12 protein-coding genes are annotated in these 15,835 nt (G+C 66.6%); 3 read left to right on the top strand and 9 right to left on the bottom strand.

From position 1 onward, the window contains the following. Positions 1-21: 21 nt before the first annotated feature. From cobA to C8J40_RS07920, 7 genes are all read right to left on the bottom strand, one after another. On the bottom strand, positions 22-813 hold the full coding sequence (gene cobA / locus C8J40_RS07950) for a uroporphyrinogen-III C-methyltransferase (RefSeq protein WP_132896537.1): 792 nt from the start codon (positions 811-813) through the stop codon (positions 22-24). Next, positions 803-3,388, bottom strand: coding sequence for a nitrate reductase (locus tag C8J40_RS07945; protein WP_132896665.1), 2,586 nt, complete (start codon positions 3,386-3,388; stop codon positions 803-805). The genes cobA and C8J40_RS07945 overlap by 11 nt, the downstream gene beginning before the upstream one ends. Before the next feature lie 155 nt (positions 3,389-3,543). Beyond that, positions 3,544-3,882 carry a nitrite reductase small subunit NirD gene (gene nirD / locus C8J40_RS07940; protein ID WP_175518279.1) on the bottom strand — a complete coding sequence of 113 codons (339 nt, stop codon included), beginning with the start codon at positions 3,880-3,882 and terminating at the stop codon, positions 3,544-3,546. After that, positions 3,879-6,380: a nitrite reductase large subunit NirB gene (nirB, locus tag C8J40_RS07935; RefSeq protein WP_132896536.1), complete on the bottom strand. Its 2,502-nt coding sequence runs from the start codon at positions 6,378-6,380 to the stop codon at positions 3,879-3,881. Before nirB ends, nirD begins: the two co-directional genes overlap by 4 nt. Before the next feature lie 38 nt (positions 6,381-6,418). Then, a complete protein-coding gene (locus tag C8J40_RS07930) occupies positions 6,419-7,801 on the bottom strand; it encodes an MFS transporter (protein ID WP_132896535.1) in 1,383 nt (460 codons plus the stop codon). A 349-nt stretch (positions 7,802-8,150) separates the two neighbouring features. Beyond that, complete coding sequence (locus C8J40_RS07925; protein ID WP_132896534.1) at positions 8,151-9,365, bottom strand: CmpA/NrtA family ABC transporter substrate-binding protein; 1,215 nt, start codon at positions 9,363-9,365, stop codon at positions 8,151-8,153. Beyond that, positions 9,365-9,943, bottom strand: coding sequence for an ANTAR domain-containing protein (locus C8J40_RS07920; RefSeq protein ID WP_060525221.1), 579 nt, complete (start codon positions 9,941-9,943; stop codon positions 9,365-9,367). Before C8J40_RS07920 ends, C8J40_RS07925 begins: the two co-directional genes overlap by 1 nt. Positions 9,944-10,291: 348 nt before the next feature. On the opposite strand from C8J40_RS07920, the gene C8J40_RS07915 reads away from it, so the two are divergent. The 3 genes from C8J40_RS07915 to epsC are packed head-to-tail and all read left to right on the top strand — an operon-like array spanning position 10,292 to position 12,979. After that, on the top strand, positions 10,292-11,185 hold the full coding sequence (locus C8J40_RS07915; RefSeq protein ID WP_132896533.1) for a fatty acid desaturase: 894 nt from the start codon (positions 10,292-10,294) through the stop codon (positions 11,183-11,185). Beyond that, positions 11,182-12,006 (top strand): PhnD/SsuA/transferrin family substrate-binding protein, encoded by an 825-nt coding sequence (locus C8J40_RS07910; protein ID WP_132896532.1) that lies wholly within the window; start codon positions 11,182-11,184, stop codon positions 12,004-12,006. The genes C8J40_RS07915 and C8J40_RS07910 overlap by 4 nt, the downstream gene beginning before the upstream one ends. Positions 12,007-12,025: 19 nt before the next feature. Next, positions 12,026-12,979, top strand: a complete 954-nt coding sequence (epsC, locus tag C8J40_RS07905; RefSeq protein ID WP_132896531.1) for a serine O-acetyltransferase EpsC — start codon at positions 12,026-12,028, stop codon at positions 12,977-12,979. Positions 12,980-13,287: 308 nt separating this feature from the next. Here epsC and C8J40_RS07900 read toward each other — a convergent pair whose 3' ends face one another. Beyond that, positions 13,288-14,802, bottom strand: coding sequence for a tryptophan halogenase family protein (locus C8J40_RS07900; protein ID WP_132896530.1), 1,515 nt, complete (start codon positions 14,800-14,802; stop codon positions 13,288-13,290). 9 nt (positions 14,803-14,811) lie between these two features. Next, the gene (locus tag C8J40_RS07895) at positions 14,812-15,783 is read right to left on the bottom strand and encodes a cupin-like domain-containing protein (protein ID WP_243693286.1); all 972 of its coding nucleotides are present in this window, start codon (positions 15,781-15,783) and stop codon (positions 14,812-14,814) included. Positions 15,784-15,835: the final 52 nt, after the last annotated feature.

The raw sequence follows: 15,835 nt of genomic DNA, 5'->3' as shown, positions 1-15,835 counted from the left end.
AACAAGCTTGCGTCTTCGGCCTTATGCCACCCCAACCTCGAAGCCCCGCGTTTGCGCCATCGTGTTTACGGCCGCGATCGACGATACTGCCAATGCATCGCCGATCAGCAGCAGCGAGGGATCGTTGTCGCTGATCGTCTCCACCAGGAACGCCAGCGCCGACAGTCGCCCGCGCAGGATACGTTCGGTCGGCAGCGAGACGTTGACCGCGACCATCACCGGCGTGTCGGGCGCGCGCCCGGCGGCGATCAGTTCGCGTGACACTTCGCCGGCGGCGGCGCGGCCCATATAGACGGCGATCGTAGCGTCGGGCGCGGCGAGCGCGGTCCAGTCGAGATCGAGCGCTTCGCCCGCGCGGGCGTGCGCGGTGACGAAGGTGAGCTTCCGCGCGAGGCCGCGTAACGTCAGCGAGGCGCCGCCCGAGGCCGCGGCGGCGCTGGCGGCGGTGATGCCGGGGCAGATGCGAACGGTGATGCCGCTGGCGGCGAGGTGGTCGAGCTCCTCGGTCGAGCGGCCGAAGATCGACGGATCGCCGCCCTTGAGCCGGACGACGCGCTTGCCTGCGAGCGCAGCGTCGGCGAGCAGGACGTTGATCGAGACCTGATCCTTCGAATGGCGCCCCGATCGCTTGCCGACACTTGCCATCTCGGTTCCCGCCGGAACGAGAGCGAGGACGCCCGGGCCGACGAGCGCGTCGTAGAAGACGATGTCGGCCGCCGCGAGCAGGCGTTCGGCCTTGCGCGTGAGGAGGTCGGGATCGCCCGGGCCGGCACCGACCAGCCAGACCGAACCGGGCGGGAAATCATGCGACATTTGCTGATCCTTGCGTGACGAGGAGTTTGGCGAGGGCGGGGCGGCACGATCCGCAATTGGTGCCGGCTTTCAGTGCCGCCCCGATCGCAGGTACGTCGGCGAGCTGCTGGTCGGCGATCGCGGCGAGGATGGTCTTCAACCCGACGTCGAAGCACGCGCAGACGATCGGCCCGCGGTCGATCTGCACGCCCGGTGCGCGGCCGGCGAGCAGGGTCGGGGCGGCAACGTCCTCGCTCAGTTGCGCGACGAGCCAGTCGCGGGGCGGGAGTGTGCCGTCGCGCGTCACGAACAGGACGGCCGCGAGCCTGCCGCCATCAAGGATCGCTATCCGTCGACTGCCGCGTGCTGCATCGACAGCCTCGACCCGCTGGCCCTTTGGCAGCAGCGCGTCGAGCGCTGCGGCGTCGCCGTTGCCGGCCATGTCCCATGTCGTTCCACCCGGCACCGCGACGCGTGTCGCCCACAGGCAGTCCGGGCGGCTTGCCAGTTCGCCTCGGACGACGACGAAGCCGCGCCACTCGGTTGCCACCGGCTCGATCCGCACGGGAGTCGATTTGAAGCCCGGCTGGCCCGAGATCGGATCGGCGAGCGGGCGGGGCAGCAGGCCGGTCCGCCCACCGGTCGCCGTGCGGTCGGTCCAGTGGATCGGCACGAACAGTTCGCCGATCCGCTGCGTCAGGGCGACGCTCGCGCGGAAGCTGCTTTCTCCCTGCGGCGTCGACACGCGCGCGAGGCTGCCATCGACGATTCCGAGCCGTTCGGCATCATGGGGGTGGATTTCGACCAGCGGCTCCTCACGGTGCCGTGCGAGCTTCGGCGACAGGCCGGTGCGGGTCATCGTGTGCCACTGGTCGCGGTAGCGGCCGGTGTTGAGGGTCATCGGCCATTTCGCGAGCGGGGCGACGACGGGCTTCTGCATGACCGGCACCAGCCACGCGCGTCCGTCGGGCGTCGAGAAACGGCCGTTCGCAAATGGCGTGCCACCCCAGCGGAACGGCGGCATCGCGTCATACTCGGCATTGCCCTTGGCGGCATGGCCGGGGAGCATGAACAGTCGCGCGCCGTCATTCTCGTATGCCGACAGCCGGCAATGCTCGCGCCAGATTTCGGCGGGGCGATCATAGGGGAACGCCGTCTTCCACCCCATCCGCCGCGCGACCTGCGTGACGATCCACCAGTCCGGCTTCGCTTTACCGGGCGGCACCAAGAACGCGCGCTGGCGGCTGATCGTACGGTCCGAATTGGTGACGGTGCCGTCCTTCTCGCCCCACGCTGCGGCGGGGAGACGGACATGCGCGTGGACCGAGGTGTCGGTCGTCTCGATTACGTCCGAAACGACGACGAATGGGCACGCCGCCAGCGCCTCGCGGACATGGCCGGCGTCGGGCATCGACACCGCGGGGTTGGTCGCCATCACCCACAGCGCCTTGATCCGGCCGTTGCCGAGCTCGCGGAACAGGTCGACCGCCTTCAGCCCCGGTTTGGTCGCCATGTTCGGCGCGGCCCAGAACCGGCCGACGCGGGCGATGTTCTCAGGCGCGAAGTCCATGTGCGCGGCAAGGCTCGACGCGAGCCCGCCGACCTCGCGCCCGCCCATCGCATTGGGCTGGCCGGTGATTGAGAACGGCGCGGCACCGGGCTTGCCGATGCGGCCGGTCGCGAGGTGTAGGTTGGTGATCGCGTTGACCTGATCGGTGCCCGACAGCGACTGGTTCACGCCCTGGCTGAACATCGTCACTGTGCGGGGCGTCGCGGCGAACAGTTCGAAGAAGCGCCTGAGATCCTGCGGCGAAACGTCGCAGGTTCGCGCTACGGACCACAGGTCGCTGCCCTCGCCGATCTGGTCCCAGAACGCGTCGGGCGTGGCGACGTGCGCGGCGAGATAGTCGTAATCGACCACGCCTGCGTCACGGCACCACGCGAGCAATCCGTTCATCAGCGCGACGTCGGTGCCGGGGCGGATCGCGAGGTGCAGGTCGGCCTCGTCCGCGGTCTCGGTCCGGCGCGGGTCGATCACGACGAGCTTCACGCCGGCGTCGCAGCGCGCACGGATGCGTTGATAGACGATCGGGTGGCACCAGGCGGTGTTCGATCCGACCAGCACGATCAGGTCGGCGACGTCGAGATCGTCGTAGCTCGCGGGGACGATATCCTCGCCGAACGCGCGCATGTGCCCGGCGACCGCGCTGGCCATGCAGAGCCGCGAATTGGTGTCGATGTTGGCCGAGCCGATGAAGCCCTTCATCAGCTTGTTCGCGACGTAATAGTCCTCGGTGAGCAGTTGCCCGGAGACGTAGAACGCGACGCTGTTCGGCCCGTGCTGCGCGATGGTGTCGCGGAAGCGTTTGGCGACGAGGTCGAGCGCCTTGTCCCAGGATGCGCGGCGCTGGCCAATCATCGGGGTGAGGAGGCGGCCTTCGAGCCCGACCGTCTCGCCGAGATGGGTGCCCTTCGAGCAGAGCTTGCCGGCATTGGCGGGGTGATCGGGGTCGCCCTTGATCGTGACGGACCGCTCGCCGGTCGGCGTCGCGATGATACCGCACCCGACGCCGCAATACGCGCAGGTCGTGCGGATATACTCCCCGGCACGGGGAGGGGGACCATCCGAAGGATGGTGGAGGGGGGCTCCCGCAGGCGTCCCCCTTCGTGGAGTCCCTTCCGCAGGCGTCTTGCTTCGTGGAGGCCCCCCTCCACCGCCTGCGGCGGTCCCCCTCCCCGTGCCGGGGAGGATCACGCGGCCGCCTTCATCGTCGACGTCCGGCAGAGCAGCACCCGCCCCCCCGACACCTTCACCGGAATGACCGGCGTACACCCCTTGTCCTCGCCCAGCGCCTCGCCCGTATCCAGCGCGATCCGCCAGTTATGCAGCGGGCACGCCACCGCGCCGCCGTGGACGATTCCCTGCGACAACCGTCCCCCCTTGTGCGGACAGCGATCGGCCAGCGCGAACACCTTGCCGTCACCGGTGCGGAACACCGCGATGTCGTCGCCGCCGGTAACCTGCACCGTGCGGCTGCCGCGCACCGGGATCTCGTCGACCCAGCCGATATCAAGCCATTCGCCGATCATGCCATTTCTCGCGTTGCATCCAGAGGCGTAAACCGCGCCATCGGCGCATGCTGCTCACGGTGCTCACCCGCCGCACGCGCCGCCCACGGATCGTCCTGCGTGAACTGCTGCGAGAACAGGAACCGTGCCGCCAGCGCATCGCGGCCCTCGGGATCCTCGGCGATCCGCTCGCGGATATATTCGACCCCGATCCGCTCGATCCACGGCGCGGTCCGCTCCAGATAGCGCGCTTCCTCGCGGTATAATTGAATGAACGCGGCGCAGTAATGCATCGCCTCTTCCTCGGTCGCGACCTTGCACAGGAAGTCGGTCGCGCGGACCTTGATCCCGCCATTTCCGCCGACCGACAGTTCGTAACCCGAGTCTACGCAGACCACGCCGAAATCCTTGATCGTTGCCTCGGCGCAGTTGCGCGGGCAGCCGCTGACCGCGATCTTGAACTTGTGCGGCATCCAACTGCCCCAGGTCATCCGCTCGACCTTCACGCCGAGCCCGGTCGAATCCTGCGTCCCGAACCGGCACCAGTCCGACCCGACGCACGTCTTCACCGTCCGCAAAGACTTGCCGTACGCATGCCCGCTGACCATCCCCGCGGCGTTCAGATCGGCCCACACCGCGGGCAGGTCCTCCTTCTTGATGCCGAAGATGTCGAGCCGCTGGCCGCCCGTTACCTTGACCATCGGCGCGTCGTATTTCTCGACGACATCGGCGATCGCGCGCAACTCGCGCGGGTTGGTGAGGCCACCCCACATACGCGGCACGACCGAATAGGTGCCGTCCTTCTGGATGTTCGCATGCACGCGCTCGTTGACGTAGCGGCTCTGCTGGTCGTCCTTGTAGTCGCCCGGTAGCGCGCAGAGCAGGTAGTAATTGAGCGCAGGCCGGCACGACGAACACCCGTCGGGGGTCGACCAGCTCATCTTCTGCATCACTTCGGGGATCGAGCGCATGCCCTGCGCGACGATCTCGCGGCGGACGTCGTCGTGGCCGAAGCTGGTGCATTTGCACACCGTCTTCACCGAACGTTCGCCCGAATATTCGTCGCCGAGCGTGACCGCGAGCAGCGTCTCGACGAGGCCGGTGCACGATCCGCACGATGCCGACGCCTTGCAGGTCGCGCGGACCGCGTCGAGCGTCGTATTGCCGGCGCCGATGCACGCCACGACCTTGCCCTTGGTGACGCCGTTGCAGCCGCAGATCTCCGCATCGTCGGAGAGCGCCGCAACGGCCGCCTTAGGGTCCGCCGCGCCTCCTCCCGAGGCGAACGACTGGCCGAAGATCAACATGTCGCGCACCGCCGAGATGTCCTCGCCGCGCTTGAGCAGATCGAAATACCAGCCGCCATCGGTCGTGTCGCCGTACAGCACCGCGCCGACGATCCGGTCGTCCTTGACCACGACGCGCTTGTAGATGCCGCGCGACGCATCGCGCAGGACGATGTCCTCTGCGCCTGCACCGCCGGAGAAATCGCCCGCCGAGAATACGTCGAGCCCGGCGACCTTCAACTTGGTCGAGGTCACCGATCCGCGATAGCCGCTGTGCTGCTCGACCAATCCGTCGGCGAGAGCGCGGCACATGTCCCACAGCGGCGCGACGAGGCCGTAGACGTTGCCGTCATGCTCGACGCATTCGCCGACCGCGAGGATCGACGGGTCGCTGGTGACCATGTGGTCATCGACCTTGATTCCGCGGCCGATATCGAGCCCGGCGTCACGCGCGAGCGCCACTGAGGGTCGGATGCCGACCGCCATGACGACGAGGCTCGCGGGGATCAGCGTGCCGTCTTTCAGCAGCACGCCCTCGACGCGGGTATCGCCGACGATCTCGGCGGTGTTCGCCTCGGTGAGGATGACCTGGCCGCGCGATTCTAGCGCCGACTTGAGCAACCACCCTGCCGCTTCGTCGAGCTGCCGTTCCATCAGCGTCGGCATCAGGTGGATCACCGTGACCTTCATCCCGCGCAACGTGAGGCCGTGTGCCGCCTCCAGCCCGAGCAGTCCGCCACCGATGACGACCGCGGCGCCACCCTTGCCCGCAGCCTCCAGCATGTGATCGACGTCCGCCATGTCGCGGAAGGAGATGACGCCGGGGAGGTCCTTGCCGGGGACGGGGATGATGAACGGATCGGAGCCGGTCGCGATCAGCAGCCGGTCGTACGATACCGTCAGCCCGGAGCGCGCGGTGACGGTCTTGGCCACGCGGTCGATCGCCTGTACCGGGTCGCTGGTCACGAGTTCGATCGTGTTGGTCGCGTACCAGGCGTGATCGTTGATGACGATCTGCTCGAACGTCTTCTCGCCCGCCAGCACCGGCGACAGCATGATGCGGTTGTAGTTCACGTGCGGCTCGGCACCGAAGATCGTCACGCGGTAGCGGGTCGGATCGCGCGCGATCAGTTCCTCGACCGCGCGACAGCCGGCCATGCCGTTGCCGATCACGACGAGATGCTCGCGCCTCTTGGAAAAGGGGGTGTCGGGGGTGATAGTCTGGTGTTCCATCAGATCGTCCAGTCGGGTTGGAGCCGGGGAAGGGAGGGTCATGCGGGGAGCGCGCCGTTGACCGAGCGGTCGCTGGTGCGGCGTGCGTCGAGCGCCGCGTCGAGCAGCGCGCGCTCGTCCGATTTGTGCGTGGCGGAGAAGCGGACGGCGAGCGCGCAGACCGCGGTGCCTGCGACGACGTAGCCGAGTATGATGAGGCATTGCTGCGGGGTGGCCGAGGCCTTGTTGAGGAACCCCGCCGCGACCGCGCCGATGTTGCCGCCCGCGCCGATCAGCCCGGCGACACCCCCCAGCGCCTTGCGGTCGATGAACGGCACCAGCGCATAGGTCGCGCCGCACGCCATGTGCGTGAACAGCCCGAACATCGTCATCGCCAGGATCGCGAGCGTGACGCTGCCGGCATGCCCGAACAGCACCAGTCCGACGCCTTCGCCGAGCATCAGCGCGAACAACAGCAGCGCGCGGCCGTCGAGGCCCTTTCTAAGCGCGATCCGGTCGCTGGCGATCCCGCCGAGCGCCCGCGCGAACAGCGCCAGCCCACCGAATATCCCCGCCGCCAGCCCTGCGCTAGTCAGCGAAAGCCTAAACCGGTCGACGTAATAACTGGCCGCTATGTTGTGGATGAAGATCTCGACGCCGAAGCACGCGCCATAGGTCGCAGCAAGCATCCAGGTCCGGTAATTGGCGGCGGCGCGGCGGAAGATCGCCATCCCGGTCGCCTTGCCGCCATCAAGCTCGATCCCCGCCGCGCGCAGATCGACGATGTCGCCCTGCGGCGTGTCCTGCGTGTAGCGTGCATAGACGAACGCCATCGCGACCATCGCGACGCCGGGCACGAACATCGCCGCACGCCAGCCCCAGGCGTGCTCGACGCCGAGTCCAATCAACGCCGCGACGACCAGCGGCACCAGGCTCTGCGCCGCGCCGCCGCCCGCGTTGCCCCAGCCTCCGACGGTCGCGTTGGCGGTGCCGACGACGTTGGGCGCGAACATCACGCTCGTATGATATTGCGTGATGACGAACGACGCCCCGATCGCGCCGATCGCGAGGCGGAAGAACAGGAACGTCTCGTACGTCTGCGCGAACGCCAGCCCGAACACCGGGATCGCACCGAGCAGCAACAGCCACGTATAGGTGCGGCGTGGGCCGAACCGGTCGCAGAGCGGCCCGACCACCAGCCGCACCAGGATCGTCACCGCGACCGCGGCGATGTTGATGTTGGCGATCTGATCCTTGCTGAGGCCGAACTCGGCCTTGATCAGCGGCATCAACGGCGCGGCGGCGAACCACGCGAAAAAGCACACGAAGAACGCGAGCCACGTCACATGGAACGCGCGCATCTGCGGCGTGGCGGCGCTGAACAGGTCGATCCTGGTGGCTTTCGGCGCGGCGATGTCGATACCTGGTGATGCGAACAACATGGTCGGTTCCCCATCTGCGATGGACAAAGAAAAAGCCGCCCCGACGGCGACCTTGCGGACGCATCGGAGCGGCTTCGTTGCCTCTGGACGATCGGTGGATCGTCCTACGCGGTCAGGTCCCGTCGTTGGAACCGGTCTCGCGATGATTTCGTGTCCGACTCCAATGCCGGACTATGTGAAGATGACCGAAGTGGCCCCATCGAGCAAGCGGCATTTCGCGGGTGCAGCAGATTTGGGTTTGGCGTCCGAATTATCGTCGCCTTCCCTACCGTGTTTCCCCGCGAAGGCGGGGACCCAGACTGGGCTCCCGCCTTCGCGGGAGAACAAGGAGGTGCAGGGCCGCTTGCCGTCAGGGCAGCCCCGCCAGATATCCCTCGATATCATCCGGATCGAACGCGCGCCGATCGAAGAACGCATCGCGCCCAAGGATCAACCGCCCCTGCGTCGACCCCGCACCGATGCTGTCCGCGCCGATCGCCCCCTCCAGCTTCGAACTCGCATTGGGCAACGGCGCGCCCGACCCAGCCAGAGCCGCGCGGTACACGTCCGGGCGGAACACGCCTTGCGCGACATCCGCCTCCTCGGCCGAGAACGGCGTGCCGTCCCACCGCACCATCTGCGAATACAGCCACGCCGCCTGACTCCGCCACGGGAAGTTCGCCGCCTCGCGGTACTGGAACATGAAGTCCGGAACGTGGATCGGCGCCGCATCCTTCACCAGCCGCACCCGGTCGCCGATCGCGCGCGACACCGCATCGACCGGCGCATCGAGATAGTCCGGACGAGCAAGTATCGCCGCATTCGCCTCAAGCGTATCCGGATCGACGAACTGCGCAGCCGCAGCGTGCAGTACACGGATCAGCCGGTGGACGACGTCGCCGCGCTCGACCAGCGTCGCCTCGCGCATCGCCAGCACCTTCTCGACCCCACGCCGCCAGACCTGCGCCGTCACCAGCGCGATCCGCCCGACCCCGCGATCCACCGCGACGCCGTTCCAGGGCTCACCGACGCAGATCCCGTCGACCTCGCCTGCCGCCAGCGCATCGGCGGCGAAGGTCGGGCTGGTCGTTACGATCTCGACATCGGTATCGGGCCGGATGCCGACCGCCGCGAGCCAGTAACGCAGCATGTAGTTATGGCTCGAATAGCGATGCACCACACCGAACCGCAACCGCCGCCCCGCCGCAGCACGCGCCACCGCGACCATCTTCAGTCGCGCGCCGAGCACGACCGGATCGCCAAGCGCATCGCCGTCCATCACCTGCGCGGCGAGCGGCAACGACAACGTGATCGCATTGCCGTTCAGCCCCAGCACGAACGGCACCGCCATCGCCACCGCCGGCCGCTCACGCCCCAGCGCCGTCGCGATCGCCAGCGGCGCGACCATATGCGCAGCGTCGGTATGCCCGTACAGCAGCCGATCACGCACCGTCGCCCAGGTCATGTCGCGGACCAGTTCGATCTCCAGCCCCTCGGCCTCCGCGAACCCACGTTCGCGCGCGAGGATCGGCAGCGCCGCATCGACCAGCGGCAGGAATCCGATGCGGACCCGGTCGAGCGCCATTACAAATCTCCCATGAGCGCGTCGCTGGTGATGATCGCATCGGCGATCTCGGCGATCCGTCGGTTGGATCGCATCGCCTGCGCGCGGAGCAGGCCGTACGCGGTAGGTTCGTCGATCCCGCGGCGTTTCATCAGGATCGCCTTGGCGCGGTCGACCGTCGTCCGATCGGCCAGCGCGCTGCGCGCTTCGTGCAACTCCGCCTGTAACCGCGCAAACGCCTGAAACCGCCGGATCGCAAGGTCGATGACCGGCTTGATCCGCTGCTTGGCCAACCCGTCGACGATATACGCCGACACCCCTGCGTCGACCGCCGCGGCGGTAGACTCCGCGTCGCTCTGGTCGACAAACATCGCGATCGGCCGCGCCAGCGCGCGCGACACCGCGAAAAACTCCTCGAGCACGTCGCGACTGGGATTTTCGAGGTTGATCAGCACCACCTCGGGCGCGGCCTTCTCGAGCGCCGCGACCATCCCCAACGTCCCGTCGATCACGACGATATCATCGAGCCCCGCTTCGCGTAGGCCATCAGAGATGATCGCCGCTCGCGTGGTGCTCGTGTCGATGATCGCGATCCGCATGCCATCGTCTTATGCAGTACCGTTTCCGATGGCGAGGGCGCATCGGTCCAGGTCAGCCGATGCCAAGCGGCATTTCACTACCTATTCGATGACGACCATCGACCCTCCCGTCGGCAAGCCCGCTGCGACCAGTCCGGATTCAGCGAAATGAACCGCTCCCGATCGCGGCGACCATCGCGGCGGCCGGTACCCTATCCGGGCACGAGTATGGGCCATGCCTGTTCCAAAAGCCGTGACGGTCCGGCCGGCCTCGCCGAGCACGCAAGCAGAATTTTCTCATTCTAAAGCGCAATCGACTGTCAAATCCTACCAGCCCGATAGATATTCGATTTCCAACTGGAGGTGGCGATGCAGCGAGATGATCTCAGCGAAGCGGTACAGTGGCGGACGGTGCTCGTCGCAGCCGCGATATACAGCAGTTGGTTTGTCGTAACGGCGTTTCATGCCGTCCTTCCGTTGCCCTTGCTCGTCCTTGTCGGCGGCTGGTTGCTTGCCTGGCAGGGATCGTTGCAGCACGAGACGATCCACGGGCACCCGACGCGCAATCGCTCGATCAACGACGCGATCGGGTCTGTGCCCCTGTCGCTCTGGCTACCCTACCGGCTCTACCGTCGCAGCCACCGCGCGCATCACGCGGCGGAGGTCATCACAGATCCCCAGCATGATCCCGAGTCCCGGTATCGTAGCGCGACCGATGGTATGGGAGCAGCATGTGGCAGGCTGCAATCGACGCTGCTCGGGCAGATGGTCTTCGGCCCGCCGATCCTGATTCTGCGTTTTCTTGCCGGGGAAGGGCGCCGTGCGATCCACCAACCGGTGCAGGTGGTTCGCGACTGGCTACCGCATCTCGCGGCGGTCATCGCAGTGCTCTGGTGGCTGGATCATGTCGGGCTGAGCGTGATCCGGTATGGCGTGACGTTCGTCTATCCCGGCATGGCATTGACGATGCTGCGGTCTTACGCCGAACACCGAGCAGATCTTGGCAGTCCCGGTCGAGCGGCCAGCGTGGAGGAGGGCGGCCTGTTGGCGCTGCTATTTCTCAACAATAATCTGCATGCGGCGCATCATGAGCGCCCGGCACTCGCCTGGCATGACTTGCCGGCCTATCATCGAATCCACCGAGCACGGTTTGCCGCACAGGGCGCGCCGATCTACCGGGGATATGGCGAGATCGTGCGACGGTTCGCGTTCCATCCGCATGACGACTTGATCCATCCATCGCACCGGATACCGTTATCGTGACCCATCGGATTGCTTCGCTGGGCATGTACGATCATCCAGCACAAAGGAACGCCAACGATCAGCTCTGGACCGCGATCTCGCGCCTGCTTCGCGAGCGGGGCGTGGAGGACGTGCCGCCCCACCTCGATCGGACGCAAGACGTGCAGGCGACCTGGCGCGATCCTCGGCTTGTATTGGCGCAGGCCTGTGGCTATCCGCTGGCCGTAGATACGACGCTGGCACTCCGGGTGGTCGCACTTCCGGTCTACGATGCGCCGGGCTGCGTCGGCGCGACGCACACCAGCATCCTTGTCGCGCGCGCAAATGATGAGCGGGTGTCGATCGAGGCGTTTCGCGGCGCCCGCGCGGCGATCAACGATGCGCACTCCAATACCGGCATGAATCTGTTTCGAGCGACGCTGGCGCCGATCGCGGGGCAGTCATCGGCTACCGGCGGCTTTTTCCAAACCGTGATCGCGACGGGATCGCACCGTGGCAGCATCGTCGCGGTCGGTGCGGGGGATGCGGACATCGCCGCGATCGACTGCGTCACCTACGCGGCAATCGCCCGGTTCGAGCCCGAACTGACCGCGCGACTGCGAATCCTTATGAGCAGTCCGGAGTCGCCCACATTGCCGTTCGTGACCGCCGCCTCGACCAGCGCCGCCACGGTCGTCGCGCTCGAATGCGCGCTTCGGCACGTGATGCTCGACCCGGAACTGGCCGCCGTACGGGCATGCCTGTTCCTGGCGGGCACCGCGCCAGCCGACGAAGCCATTTCGGTACCGATAATGAGGCTTCAGTCAAATGCCGCACGCGCCGGATACCCGGACTTGCGCTGAGCCTAACAAGGATTTGATCATGTCGTTGACTGCATCGGATGCATCACTCGATCTCGCACCCACCCTCGACGAATTGCGCGCGGCCAGGACGTCGTGGCGACTGGACGCCATTGGTGGGCACAATGTCGCGCGGTTTCCGTCGCGGGACGAGACCGTGCGCATGATCGATGACCTGGTTGCAGCGCTTTTCCCTGGGCGGCTTGGCGCGTTTGCGGGGCCGGAAAGCATGGAGGATGCGTTCGTGGAGACGCATTTGCGACGCGCGCTGTCGGGATTGCAGCGACAGATCGAGAACGAGTTCGACTATTGGCAAGGCGAGGCGCTTCTCGCGTTCGACGTCAGTCAGGCCGCGATGATCGTCGGGCTTTTCGCTGCCGAACTGGGGCCGATCCGGGAACTGGTCGACGACGATGTCCGCGCGGCGTTTCTCGGCGATCCGGCGGCCCGCAGCGCCGACGAGATCCTGATCTGCTACCCTGGAATCGTCGCGATCCTGTATCACCGGATCGCCCACGCGCTCTACGGTCTGGGAGCGCCGATCGTGGCCCGGATCATCTCCGAACTCGCCAACAACCGCACCGGTATCGACATTCATCCCGGCGCGACGATCGGGCGCAGCTTCTTTATCGACCACGGCACCGGTGTCGTCATCGGCGAAACCGCGATCGTCGGCGACCGCGTGCAGATCTATCAGCACGTCACGCTGGGGGCCCGCAGCCCCCTCGGCGTGACCGATGTCTCGGCGCGCGAGCGGCTGGCGCGGCATCCGATCGTCGAGGACGACGTGGTGATCTATGCGGGTGCGACGATTCTCGGCCGGGTGACGATCGGTCGGGGCGCGACGATCGGCGGCAATGTCTGGTTGTTGGAGGACGTGCCCGCGGGCAGCGTCGTCGCCCAGCCAACGGCGACGATCCTGTCAGGCGATGCCGCGGGGCATCTGCACGAAGCGCTGAGAGGTCGCTCGGGATAGGGCAGGTTCAAGCCCGCTAGAGGTGAGGGCTCGCCGGGTGCTTAGATGCCGCCTTATCCGATCCGGTATCGTCCGCCCCGATTGCCCGCTTTTACGTCTAGTGCTCACCCCCATCATGCTGTCGATCTGGGCTTAGCGTCCTCCTTCACAAGCGTATGACGAAGGGGGCGTATCTGGCGCTGTTCTGGTCGAATATGGCGTGGACGGCGATCAAGCTCGCATGTGTTGCGCCCCGTCTTGCGCTGCAGATCGCAAGGCTCACCGCTCGGGAGGAGGATAGGGTGCTCGACCGCATCGTTCCGAGCGGTTCAGTTCATCGATCGGATCCCGGACCCGGCCGCGATCGGTGGCGCGAGGTAGCGATCCAGGAACTGCTGGTGCGTCGGCATGCCAGAGACCATGCCGGCGATGTCGCTGCGGATCTTGGTCAATACGCTGGCGAGCTGTGGGCCACCCATGATGCTGCCCAGGCGATGGTGGTCGTGTGGAACGAGATGCTGGCCGAGCATGACCTGCACCCAGCTGGCGACACGGAACAGGTCCTCACCGCCCTGATACGCCTGCGCGCCTTCGGCGAACAGCGCGATCCGTTCGACCAGTGTGTCGGGGATGGGCATGTCTCTGCGCGCCGCCCAGAACGGCTCGGGACGATTGTTGAGGTGATAATGGAGGATGATGAAGTCGCGTACGTGTTCCAGCTCGGCTTGCGCCTGATCGTTGAACCGCGTCACCACCGCGGGGGCGATACCGCCGAACGGGAAGCTCTTCATCAGCCGCAGGACGCCGGTCATGATAAGGTGGATGCTGGTCGATTCGAGCGGTTCGACGAACCCGCTGGCAAGGCTGAGCGCGACGCAATTGCCCTTCCATACCTGCCGCCGGCGACCGGTGCGGAAGCGGATCAGCCGCGGCTCGGTCAGCGGCGCGCTGCCGATCGCGCCGAGCAGACGGGCGTGCGCCTCGTCGTCGGACAGATGCTCGCTGGCATAGACCAGCCCGTTGCCGACGCGGTGCTGCAACGGAATGCGCCAGCGCCAGCCCGCGTCATGCGCGATCGCGCGCGTGTAAGGATGCGCCGGACCCGTCGAAGCGGTCTGCACGGCCAAGGCGCTGTTGGTCGGCAGCCATTGCGACCAATCCTCGTAACCGGCGGCGTAGGTGCCTTCGATCAGCAGCCCGCGAAAGCCGGTGCAGTCGATAAACAGGTCGCCGTCGACGCGCTCGCCGGAGTCGAGGACGAGCGCGCGGATAAAGCCGGTTTCGCCATCGCGATCGACGCTGGCGATCCGTCCCTCTATCCGTTTCAGCCCGTTCGCCTCGCTGCGGGCGCGCAGGAACCGGGCGTAAAGGCCTGCATCGAGGTGATAGGCGTAGTTGATCTCGCCTTCGGACGGCAACGCGAACCGCTCCGCCTTGGCCGCCTGAAGCTCGAGGCAATAGTCGCCGATCTCGCTCGGATCGCCGGCGGCTTTGGCGGCCAGCCAGAAATGGTGGAAGTCGCCCATCCAGGTCGATTTCCCGAGGTCGCCGAACGAATGGATGTACCGATCGCCCTCGTGTGCCCAGTTCTCGAACGCAATGCCGAGCTTGAACGTGGCCTGCGTCGCACGCATGAACTCGCGCTCGTCCAGCCCCAGGATCGCATGGAACGAGCGCATCGTCGGGATCGTCGCTTCGCCGACGCCGATCGTGCCGATCTCCTCGGATTCGACCAGCGTGATGTCGAGCAGCTGCCCCAATTGGCGTGACAGGGCGGCGGCGGTGAGCCAGCCCGCGGTGCCACCGCCGGCGATGACCACTTTCCTGATGCGCTGCTCGACCATGATCGGCTCCTATCGGTTGATGCGCTGGAGAATTTTGGCGCGCAAACGCCGCGCCGACAGCGCATCCAGCGGTGCAAGCTCGCCGTGCGCGTGCTCGGGCAGGTGCGCTCTGGCCTGATCGACAGGGCCAAAGACATAATGGTCGAACATCGCGCGCCATGCCCGCTTCTCGTGATCGGGCCGGTCGCGCAGCGACAGCAGCCCGTGGAGTAGCGTGTTCATCGGCGTATCCATGAACCGCGGCACCGCGTTCCACCAATAATTGATCATCACGTTGAACGCGTCGAGCGCCTCGACATTGTGCCACCACAACGCCGGGTAGAGCAGCACGTCGCCCGGTTCGAGTTCGGCGACCTCGGCATGCGCCAGCGCTTCGGCAAAGCGCGGGTAGCGATCGAGATCGGGGGCGCGGAGGTCGACCATGCTGACCACCTGTCCGGCCGGCGTCGGCTCGAGCGGCCCGGGATAGAGGTTGGCAACCTGATCCGGCGGGAACAGCGTGAAGCGCCGTCGGCCGACGAGGCAGCACGCCAGGTTGTTCGACATGTCGTAATGCGTTGAGGCGACCGTCTGATTGCCGATCCAGATGCTGACGAGCGGCGGGTTCTCGACGAGTTGCGGATCGCCGAACGGCAACGCCGCCTGCGCACGAAGGCCGGGCAGATACAGATCGATGTCGGTCGAACCGATATAGATGGCGGGCGCATCCGGATCGTCGAGGCTGGCGAGGATCTGATCCAGATAGCCGGACAGCGAACCGCTCTCCCGCTTGAAGTTCAGCGCGGTGCAATCGTCGGAATAGCCGAAGCGGCCGCCGATCGCCGGATCGCCGAGATACGCGGTAACCGGACGCCCGGCGTCGAACTGCTTGAGCCACGTCATCGCCGGCTCTGCACCCTCGAGCCCGATCGCGACCAGCGGCAGGTCGCGCGCGATCCTGCGCAGGATCACCGGAAGGCCGTCGGCGATCAGATCGGCAATGGGCACGCCAGCCGCGTCCGCCCCCTCGATCACCCGCGTACGGCGTGTGATA

This window comes from Sphingomonas sp. PP-CC-3A-396 (assembly GCF_004343105.1).
In the GTDB taxonomy this organism is placed as follows: Bacteria; Pseudomonadota; Alphaproteobacteria; order Sphingomonadales; family Sphingomonadaceae; genus Sphingomonas.
The sequence above is the reverse complement of the archived record's forward strand: the minus strand, read 5'-3'. Positions and strand labels throughout refer to the sequence as shown.

Excerpts from the sequence above, each read along its gene's own strand:
- cobA (WP_132896537.1), bottom strand. The coding sequence starts at position 813 with ATGTCGCATGATTTCCCGCCCGGTTCGGTCTGGCTGGTCGGTGCCGGC.
- C8J40_RS07920 (WP_060525221.1), bottom strand. The coding sequence starts at position 9,943 with ATGCGGATCGCGATCATCGACACGAGCACCACGCGAGCGGCGATCATC.
- C8J40_RS07900 (WP_132896530.1), bottom strand. The coding sequence starts at position 14,802 with ATGGTCGAGCAGCGCATCAGGAAAGTGGTCATCGCCGGCGGTGGCACC.
- C8J40_RS07915 (WP_132896533.1), top strand. The coding sequence starts at position 10,292 with ATGCAGCGAGATGATCTCAGCGAAGCGGTACAGTGGCGGACGGTGCTC.
- nirD (WP_175518279.1), bottom strand. The coding sequence starts at position 3,882 with ATGATCGGCGAATGGCTTGATATCGGCTGGGTCGACGAGATCCCGGTG.
- C8J40_RS07930 (WP_132896535.1), bottom strand. The coding sequence starts at position 7,801 with ATGTTGTTCGCATCACCAGGTATCGACATCGCCGCGCCGAAAGCCACC.
- C8J40_RS07925 (WP_132896534.1), bottom strand. The coding sequence starts at position 9,365 with ATGGCGCTCGACCGGGTCCGCATCGGATTCCTGCCGCTGGTCGATGCG.
- epsC (WP_132896531.1), top strand. The coding sequence starts at position 12,026 with ATGTCGTTGACTGCATCGGATGCATCACTCGATCTCGCACCCACCCTC.
- nirB (WP_132896536.1), bottom strand. The coding sequence starts at position 6,380 with ATGGAACACCAGACTATCACCCCCGACACCCCCTTTTCCAAGAGGCGC.